Source organism: Streptomyces sp. NPDC034670, assembly GCF_055574875.1.
This window is the reverse complement of the sequence record NZ_JBVITR010000064.1, coordinates 1-8,825: the sequence shown is the minus strand read 5'-3', so window position 1 is coordinate 8,825 and position 8,825 is coordinate 1. Positions and strand designations below refer to the sequence as shown.

General features: G+C 73.8%; 7 protein-coding genes and 1 pseudogene. 3 read left to right on the top strand and 5 right to left on the bottom strand.

From position 1 onward, the window contains the following. Positions 1-116: 116 nt before the first annotated feature. Positions 117-503: pseudogene (locus tag ACZ56B_RS29325) on the bottom strand (sigma factor-like helix-turn-helix DNA-binding protein); the annotation flags it as partial. Positions 504-663: 160 nt separating this feature from the next. Next, entirely contained in the window at positions 664-1,641 is a 978-nt protein-coding gene (locus ACZ56B_RS29320; RefSeq protein ID WP_468796970.1) for an RNA polymerase sigma-70 factor, read from the bottom strand. Positions 1,642-1,815: 174 nt separating this feature from the next. Between ACZ56B_RS29320 and ACZ56B_RS29315 the strand changes: the two genes are divergently transcribed. Continuing rightward, positions 1,816-2,301, top strand: a complete 486-nt coding sequence (locus ACZ56B_RS29315) for a carboxymuconolactone decarboxylase family protein (RefSeq protein ID WP_468796967.1) — start codon at positions 1,816-1,818, stop codon at positions 2,299-2,301. Here the strand turns inward: ACZ56B_RS29315 and ACZ56B_RS29310 are convergent. Further along, a complete protein-coding gene (locus ACZ56B_RS29310; protein WP_468796964.1) occupies positions 2,265-2,654 on the bottom strand; it encodes an alpha-amylase in 390 nt (129 codons plus the stop codon). The genes ACZ56B_RS29315 and ACZ56B_RS29310 overlap by 37 nt on opposite strands. A 428-nt stretch (positions 2,655-3,082) precedes the next feature. Here ACZ56B_RS29310 and ACZ56B_RS29305 point away from each other — a divergent pair, with 428 nt between their 5' ends. Next, positions 3,083-4,003, top strand: a complete 921-nt coding sequence (locus ACZ56B_RS29305; RefSeq protein ID WP_468796961.1) for a carbohydrate kinase family protein — start codon at positions 3,083-3,085, stop codon at positions 4,001-4,003. 460 nt (positions 4,004-4,463) lie between these two features. Further along, on the top strand, positions 4,464-6,317 hold the full coding sequence (locus tag ACZ56B_RS29300) for a PP2C family protein-serine/threonine phosphatase (protein ID WP_468796958.1): 1,854 nt from the start codon (positions 4,464-4,466) through the stop codon (positions 6,315-6,317). Between the two features lie 81 nt (positions 6,318-6,398). Here ACZ56B_RS29300 and ACZ56B_RS29295 read toward each other — a convergent pair whose 3' ends face one another. Then, positions 6,399-7,418, bottom strand: coding sequence for a polysaccharide deacetylase family protein (locus ACZ56B_RS29295; protein WP_468796955.1), 1,020 nt, complete (start codon positions 7,416-7,418; stop codon positions 6,399-6,401). A 26-nt stretch (positions 7,419-7,444) separates the two neighbouring features. After that, positions 7,445-8,452, bottom strand: coding sequence for a glycoside hydrolase family 11 protein (locus ACZ56B_RS29290; protein WP_468796952.1), 1,008 nt, complete (start codon positions 8,450-8,452; stop codon positions 7,445-7,447). Positions 8,453-8,825 lie beyond the last annotated feature (373 nt).

Genomic DNA, 8,825 nt, shown 5'->3' with positions numbered 1-8,825 from the left:
ACACCCCCCCCCCCCCCCCCCCCCCCCCCCCCCCCCCCCCCCCCCCCCCCCCCCCTTCGGGGTGTGGGTGGCTCCCCCCCGCACACCCCCCCGGCCCCCAGCCCGGTGGGGGCGGATCAGGCCGCGGTGCCCGCCGGGGGGCAGCGCTCGGCCTCGTCGAGCCGTGCGATCAGCGCGGTGCGGGCGCGGGCGACGCGTGAGCGCACCGTACCGACGGGGCAGTCGCTGAGGCTCGCGGCCTGCGCGTAGGGAAGGCCCAGCAGCTGGGTGAGGACGAAGGCCTCCCGGCGGTCGCCGGGGAGTGTGTCCACGAGTTCGGCGAGGGCGACGCCGTCGTCGAAGCCGGGCAGTCCCCTCAGCTGGGTGCGTTCGACGGCCGACTGCCAGTCGTCGGTGTCCGACAGCCGCGGGCGGCAGGCGGTGCGGCGGATGCTGTCGACCACCGCGCGGCGGGCGATGGACAGCAGCCAGGTGCGGGCCGAGGAGCGTCCCTCGAAGCGGTGCGGGCCGGGTCCGGGCCGGCTGCCCCGGCCCCCACTCAATCCAGCCGTTGTGACGCGCGCCACGGCAACCGGCCGGGACCCGTCGGTACTGCGACCGGGCGGTCCCCGTGGCCGCCGACCCGGACCCGGCCGGCCCGCCGCCGCCCCCGACGGGCCGGCCTCAGCGGCGCAGGAGGGTCTGCCGTCGCATGTACGACAGCTTCTCGGGGTTGCGCACCGCGTAGAGCCCGGTGACGCGGCCGTGGTCGATGCGCACCGTCACGACGGTGTCGACCGCACCGTCGACCCGGAGGACCAGCGCCGGGTGGCCGTTGACCTCCGCCGGCCGCAGCGACGCCCCGGCGGCGACCCTGCTCAGCCCGGTGGCCAGCAGGCGGGCCACCTTCCCGGCCCCCACGACGGGCCGCGGGACGGCCTTCCTGACTCCGCCGCCGTCGCCCAGGAGGACGACGTCCGGCGCGAGGACGTCGAGCAGGCCCTGCAGGTCGCCCGTCTCGACCGCCCGCCGGAACGCCTCGAGCGCGTCCCGGGCCTCGGCCGGGGAGACGGTCCCGCGCGGCCGGCGCGCCGCGACGTGCGCCCGTGCCCGGTGCGCGACCTGGCGGACCGCGACCGGGCTCTTGTCGACGGCTCCGGCGATCTCGCCGTACTCGAGGCCGAACACCTCGCGCAGCACGAACACCGCCCGCTCGGTCGGCGTGAGCGTCTCCAGCACCAGCAGCATCGCCGTCGAGACGCTGTCGGCCAACTCGACGTCCTCGGCCACGTCGGGGGTGGTGAGCAGCGGCTCGGGCAGCCAGGAGCCGACGTAGGACTCCTTGCGCCGGCCGAGCACGCGCAGCCGGCTCAGTGCCTGACGGGCGGTGATCCGGACCAGGTACGCGCGCCGGTCGCGCACCGCGGCGAGGTCCACGCCCGCCCACCGCAGCCAGGTCTCCTGCAGGACGTCCTCCGCGTCGGCGGCCGAGCCGAGCATCTCGTAGGCGACGGTGAACAGCAGACTGCGGTGGGCGAGGAACGCCTCGGTGGCGGGGTCCGCGCGTCCGTCCCCGCGTCCTTCCGTGCCCGCGTCCGTGGACCCGCCGCCGGGGAGCCCTCCGGCCGTGTCCTGGACGCGTTCGTCGTACTCGCTCTTCACCGGTTGCTCCTGCCTGCTCGCTCGCGACGGGTCCACACGCACAGGACGCCGGTCCCCGGGGCTCTGTGACGCCCCTGTCCGGTGTCGCACGTCACACCGTCCCCGCCGTCACGGGGCGCGGGCCGCCGGCGTCTCGTGTTCGTCCAGCACCGCACCACGAGCGAGGAGGACGTCGTGGACGCCCGATTCAACCTGTTCGACAACGAGATCGCCGCCAAGTTCGCCAAGCGGTTCGCCGGCGCCGGCCTGGTGGTCCAGCAGTCGTCGCTGCCGAGGTCCGTCCAGGAGCTGGTGTCGCTGCGTGCCAGCCAGATCAACGGCTGCGGCCACTGCGTCGACATGCACACCAAGGAGGCGGCGGCCGCCGGCGAGACCGCGGTCCGGCTCCACCTGGTCGCCGCCTGGCGCGAGTCCACCGTGTTCACCGAGGCGGAGCGGGCCGCGCTGGCGCTCGTCGAGGAGGGCACCCGGCTCGCCGACGCCCACCCCGGCGTGTCCGACGAGACCTGGGCCCGGGTGCGCAAGCACTACGACGACGACCAGACCGCCGCGCTTGTCTGCCTGGTCGCCCTGATCAACGCGGCCAACCGGCTCGCCGTGATCGTGCACCAGCGGGGCGGCTCCTACGAACCCGGCACGTTCGCCGCCGCGTTCGGCTGAGCGGCGGGTTCCCCCGGCCCGGAGGACGCAGGGCCGCCCGGGCACAGCACGGCGCCGAGCACCCGGGCGCCCTGGCTCCCGTAGCCGGGGAAGGTGAGGCGGTCGCCGGGCCCGGCGACGCGGCACGGGACGTCCCGGCCGTCGCTGTAGGCGACGGTCACCGTGTAGGTGCCGGAGCAGTGGCTGGTGACGAACGTGTAGCGCCAGCCCGGGCCGACCTCCAGGCAGTCGGGGGCGTCCGCGGGAGGCTCCGCCGCCGCTCGGGGCGGCGCCGCGTGCGCTGCCGCACCCCCTGCCAGGACCGGCAGCACCGCTGCCGCCACCATGATGAACGAACGCATCGTCTGGCGCACTGAGCCGCTTCCCTTCACTTCATGGAGTCATGCATGGAGCCGGGACCACAGGCTAGGCGGGCCGGCGGCGCCCGGAGCCGGATCACGCCACCTTTACGCAACTTTCTGCAACTGCTTGCATCACTTCTTGAACGCGGGACGAGGCACGACTCCCCAGCTACCGCACCCGGCGACGCCGGCTCGACACGGCGGTGCCGCGCGGACGTGCGGCACCGCCGGAGCGCGCGGATCGACCGGAAAGGACCGTTACCGGCGAGGAGGAAACAACTCGGGTTCTCGACGGCGGAGTTGCCCGTCGCCCGTCGACACCGGAGCCAGGAGGGCCCCCGGGGACGACGAGCCCCTACGCTCTCCCCTTGGCTCGGATGGACGGCCCGCCCTCCGCAAGAGCCGACTGAAATTTTCAGCAACCGGTGAGGAGAGCATCCATGAGCCTGCCCCGCTACGACGTCCTGGTGGTCGGCGGCGCCGGAGTGGACACCGTCGTCCGCGTCGAGAGACTGGAGGTCCCCCCGGGGGACTCGCTGCCCGTCCCACCCGTGTACGACTACGTCGCGCACACCGGGAACGGGGTCGCGCTCGGCTGGCACGCGCTCGGGCTCGCCACCAAGTTCATCGACTTCCTCGGGGACGACCCGCAGGGGCACGCGGTGCTCGCCGCGTACGCCGAGCGGGGGCTGGACTTCAGTCACCTGGTGTCCCCGCACGGCACTCCGCGCGGCGTCAACCTGGTCGACGCGCAGGGCCGCCGGTTCTCCTTCTACGACTCCCGGCACCCGGCGGACCTGCGGCTGCCCCGCTCCTTCTACCTCCCCCACCTCCGGCGGACGCGTCACGTCCACCTGTCGATCGTCGGCCACAACCGCGACATGTACGGGGACGTCCACCGCCTGGGCCTCACCAGCTCCACCGATCTGCACGACTGGGACGGGGACGAACCCCACCACCTCACCTACGCCCTCGCCTCCGACTACGTGTTCCTCAGCGCGGCGGCCCTGCGCGGCCGGCTCGACGAGGTGCTGCACCGCATCGTCACCGAGGGCCGGGCCCGGCTCGCGGTGGCCACCGACGGCGCGGCGGGCTGCCACGTGCGGGTGCGGGGCGAGGAGCGGACGCGGCACTTCCCCGCGGTGCGGCCGGAGCGGCCGGTCGTCGACAGCAACGGCGCGGGCGACGCGTTCGTCACCGCCTTCCTGCACGCCCTGCTGGAGGAACGGCCCCTCGAGGACTGCGTGCTGGCCGGTTCCGTCTCCGGCGCCTTCGCCTGCGGAAGCGCCGGCACCCACACCGAGTTCATCGACCTGCCCGGCCTGCGCGCGGCCTGCGCCCGGGCGGTCCCGGCCGGGTGACGCGACGGCGCTCGCACGCCCCTCGGCACGGGTTCGCGCCGGGCACGCGGAGGCGGTCGAGCTCAGTGACGAGGAGACCGTCGAGGAGACCGCCGGGGAACGTGTCGCCGCGAGGACGGCTCGGCGGGAGTCGACGACCCGGTGGCCGCCACCGGCCGTGAGCGCCGCCGTCCAGGAAGGAGGGGCGTGCCCGGTCGGCGTCACCGGGCAGTGGCCCGTGTCGGAGCCGGCCCGTCCGCGCATGCGCCGGTCACCCCCTCCCGCGCCCGTCGTCGTGGCCGCTCGCCCGGGCCGAAGTCCCTTCCTTCCGCCTCGAGGACGGCGTCGGTGGGACCACCTCCGTCGATCACCCGGCCGCGCATGGCCCGGCATCCGCTGGGCACACGGTCCCGGGAGCACGGTGACGGCTGTGGCGTCTGTCCCGGACCGACGTCCGGACCGCCGAAGGGACGGTGGAGCCGTGAGCGGGACCGAGCAGGCGGTGGACGCGGCCTTCCTGCACGCCGTCCTGCACGACCTGGGCGCGGGGGTCATCGCGGTCGACGGCTCGGGGCGCATCACGTTCGCCAACCCCTGGGCCGAGCACCTGCTGGGCCGGTCGCAGGAGCGGATGCGCGGCCGCGACGTGCACGATCTGCTGCACCGGCGCCACGACGGCGGCCCCGTGCCGCGCGAGCGGTGCTCGATGCTGGCCCCCTTGCGCGAGGGCGGGTCCGGGGAGCTGGGCAGCGAGGAGTACTTCCTGCGCGCCGACGGCACGACCGTGCCGATCATCTGGTCGGCCACTCCCCTGCGGCCGGCCGGCCGCGAGGCCGGGATGGTGATCGTCTTCCACGACTTCAGCCTGCAGCGCGAGGCCGAGGAGCGGGCCGCGGCGCGCACCGCCGCCCTGGAGGCGCTGACCGGCCGGCTGAACCTGGTGGCGGACGTCTCGGAGGCGCTCATGTCCACCGTGGACACCTCCGGCATGAGCCGCCGGCTGCTGCGGCTGCTGGTCCCGGGGATGGGTGACTGGGCCGCGCTGGACCTGTGCCCCACGGGGTCGGGGGAAGGGGAGCGGATCGCCGTCCGCGGCACCCGTGACGGGGAGCGGTCGGTGTACCTGGAAGAACCCCTCCCCCCGCTGCCGGAGGAGAGCCGCTGGGCGGTGGAACGCTGCCTGAGCGGTGACGAGCCCGTCCGGGTGGCCGCCGGGGAACTCGCCGCGGACCCGGACGCCCCGCTGGCCGCCTCCCTGCGGATGCTGTTCGACCGGTTCGGCGGCGGGTCGGCCGTCGTGGTGCCGCTGCGCACCCGGCAGTGGTCCTTCGGGATCCTGACCGTGGGCCGCGACGGGTCCTCCCCCGCCCCCACGGACTCCGAGATCAGGGTGCTGTCCGACATCGGCCGGCGCCTCGGGATGGCGATGGACAACGTCCGGCTGTACCACGAGCAGCGGAACGTCGCCGAGACCATGCAGCGCCAACTGCTCGCCCCCCTCCCCCAGGTGGACCGCCTGCGGATGGCCGCCCGCTACCTCCCCGCGCAGAGCACCATGGAGATCGGGGGCGACTGGTACGACGCCTTCCTCCTCCCGGACGGCATCACGGCCCTGGTCATCGGGGACGTGGTCGGTCACGACCGGCAGGCGGCCGCGCACATGGCGGAGGTCCGCAACATGCTGCGCGCCCTGGCGTGGGACCACCAGGAGCCGCCCAGCAGGATCATGCAGCGCCTGGACGAGGCCGTGACCCACACCAGCGACGCCCCGATGGCCACCCTGGTCTTCGCCCGCGTCGAGGGGGAGGCGGGCGGGCCCTGGCAGTTGCACTGGGTCACCGCCGGGCACCCGCCGCCCCTGCTGGTGACCGAGGAGGGCGAGACGCGCTTCCTGACCGGCGGCCACGGGCCGCTGATCGGCATGAGCACCGTCCTGCACCTGGGCCTGCACTGGCCCGACGCCTACGCGGACCTCCCCCCGGAATCCACCCTGCTCCTCTACACCGACGGCCTGGTGGAGAGCCGCGGCCGCTCCATCGACCTGGGGCTGGCCAAGCTCCGGCACCACGCCGCGATCCTGGCCCGGCGCCTGGCCGATCGGACCGTGGACGACTTCTGCGACGAACTGCTGGCGCGGATCGACCCCCGCGGGGACGACGTCGCCCTGCTCGCCCTGCGCGTGCCCGCCGCCGGCGCGGGAGCCCCCGGCGACACCTCCGCCCCGCCTCCGCCGCAGTCCCCGCACAGCCCCGCCGCCCCCGACCGGGCCGCCCCCGGATCCACGGTGGAGCGCCCCGAGGTGCGGGACCCCACGCGGGCCCCCGGACCGGAGTGAGGCGCGGCGGACGGGCCGCCGCGCCTCGGGTGCGGTGTTCCCGGTGTGCTGCGCCGGGTGCGCCGTGCCGGGTGTGCGGGGTCAGCCGGCGGTGCAGGAGACCGTGGGCCAGGTCCAGTTGCCGTTGGCCTGGATGGTCACGCCCCAGGTGTCGCCGTTGCCGTTGGGCCTGGCGACCAGCGTCTGGCTGTCGGGGTACGAGGCGCTGACGTTCCAGGTCGACGACACCTTCGCCGGGGACGGGACCCTCATCGTCACGGTCCAGTTGCTCGAACCGCTCACCGAGACGTTGAGGTTGTACCGGTCGCCCCACCGGCTGCCCGCGGACAGGTTCGCGGTGCACGCGTCCCCGCCCCCGCCGCCTCCTCCCCCGCCCCCGCCCGAACCGTCGGGGGCGACGGCGCGGCCCGTCCGCGGGGAGATCATGCCGGAGCACAGGCCGCGGGAGGCCAGGTTCTGCGCGATGCGCGGGATCGCGGCCAGGGTGTTCGCCGGCCAGTCGTGCAGGAGGATGACCTGGCCGTCGGTGAGCCGGGAGGCGGCCTGCACGATCGCGTCGGTGCTCGCGTTGTTCCAGTCCTGCGAGTCGACGTCCCAGAGGACCTCGGTCAGGCCGTACTTGGCCTGGACCGACCGCAGGGTCGCGTTGGTCTCGCCGTAGGGCGGGCGGAACAGCTTCGGCGTGCCGCCGCCCGCGTTCGCGATCGCCTGCTGGGTGCGGGAGATCTCCGAGTCCATCTGGGCCTGGCTCAGCTGGGTCATGTGCGGGTGGGTGTAGCTGTGGTTGGCGACCCACATGCCCGCGTCCACCTGGGCCTTGACCAGGGACGGGTTGGCGGCGGCGTACTGGCCCTGGTTGAACATCGTGGCCCGCAGCCCGTTCTGCCGGAGCGCGTTGAGCAGGCTCGGGGTGCTGCCGGCGGAGGGGCCGTCGTCGAAGGTGAGTCCGACGTACCCGGTGCAGGCGGCGGCGCGCGCCGGGGCGGCGGCGTGTGCCGGGGCGGCGTCGAGGGCGGAGGTGACCGTGCCCGCCAGGGTCAGCGCGGCGACGGTCAGCCCCGACACCAGGGGACGCAGGGCCGGTGCTCGTTCGGTCGTCATGGGTGGTGGGTCCTCCTCGGACGGGGTCAGCCGGCGCTGCACGAGACCGACGGCCAGGTCCAGTTGCCGTTGGCCTGGATCGTCGCGCCCCAGGTGTTGCCGTTGCCGTTGGGCCTGGCGACCAGCGTCTGGCTGTCGGGGTACGAGGCGCCGATGTTCCAGGTCGACGAGACCTTCGCCGGGGAGGGCACCCTCATCGTCACGGTCCAGTTGCTCGAACCGCTCACCGAGACGTTGAGGTTGTACCGGTCGCCCCACTTCTCACCGGCCGACAGGGTCGCGGTGCAGCCGCCGTTGTTGCCGCCGCCGCCTCCGCCGCCTCCGCCTCCGCCGGAGCCGGAATCACCCACCGTGATGTTGGAGCTGCCGCTGCTCTGGTAGCCCTCGGTGGCCATGATCATGTAGTTGTGGGTGCCCAGGTTCATCCCGTGGCGGGCCCAGGCGTCGAAGTGGTTGCCGCTGGTGATGGTGCCGCCCGTGCGCTTCGACTGCCGGACGCTCCAGTACTGGTCGAAGGTCCTGGTGCCCTCGATGGAGGGGGCGTTGTACCGGGTCGTCTTGTAGATGTCGTACGTGCCGCCGTCACTGGTGACGGTGCCCTTGTACTCACCGGTGGGCCGGTAGGTGCCCCAGTTGTCGACGATGTAGTACTCGATGAGCGGGCCGGTGGTCCAGCCGTAGAGCGTCAGGTACGCGTTGCCGGACGGGTTGAAGGTGCCCGAGTAGTTCACGGTCCTGCGCCCGCCGGTGCTCCAGCCCTTGCCGGCGACGAAGTTGCCGGTGTTCCTCCACTGGGTGCTGTAGTTGCCGCCGGAGCCCAGGTCCATGGAGACCGTGCCCTGGGCGTCGGTCCAGAACGAGTACCAGTAACCGTTGTTGGTGCCGGTCTGGTTGGTCGTGATGACCGGGGCGGCGGTGGCGGTGCCGGGCAGGAGCATCACGGCCAGGGCGGCCAGCAGGACGGCCCAGGTGCTCCTGGGACTCAGCGCCGGGCGGCCGCGTCCGCGGCCTCTCGGGCGGGCGAGCACGTTCATGGGGTGCGCCTCCTCGTGACGGTCGGTGCGGGTGGGGGACCAACGCCGGACAGTGTTGGCCTGCTCGCGTCAACCGTCAACGGTTTCGGTAGAACTTTCGAAAAGTTCGAGAGCGGAAGGACCTGGAGATGATCGATGAACACGCAGCTCAGATCACTCATCCAACCGCTCCATCCCGAAGACTTTCCCACAGGTGGGAGATGGCCGCCGAACTCACCTCACCAACATTCGAAAGTTTCGAACACATCCTTCCCCCACACGCCGCGGGGGGGGGGGGGGGGGTTGGGGGGGGGGGGGTGGGGGGGGGGGGGGGGGGGGGGGGGGGTGTTGTGTACTTGGTGGGTGGCACCCTCCCTTTGCTTGCTCTGCCTCG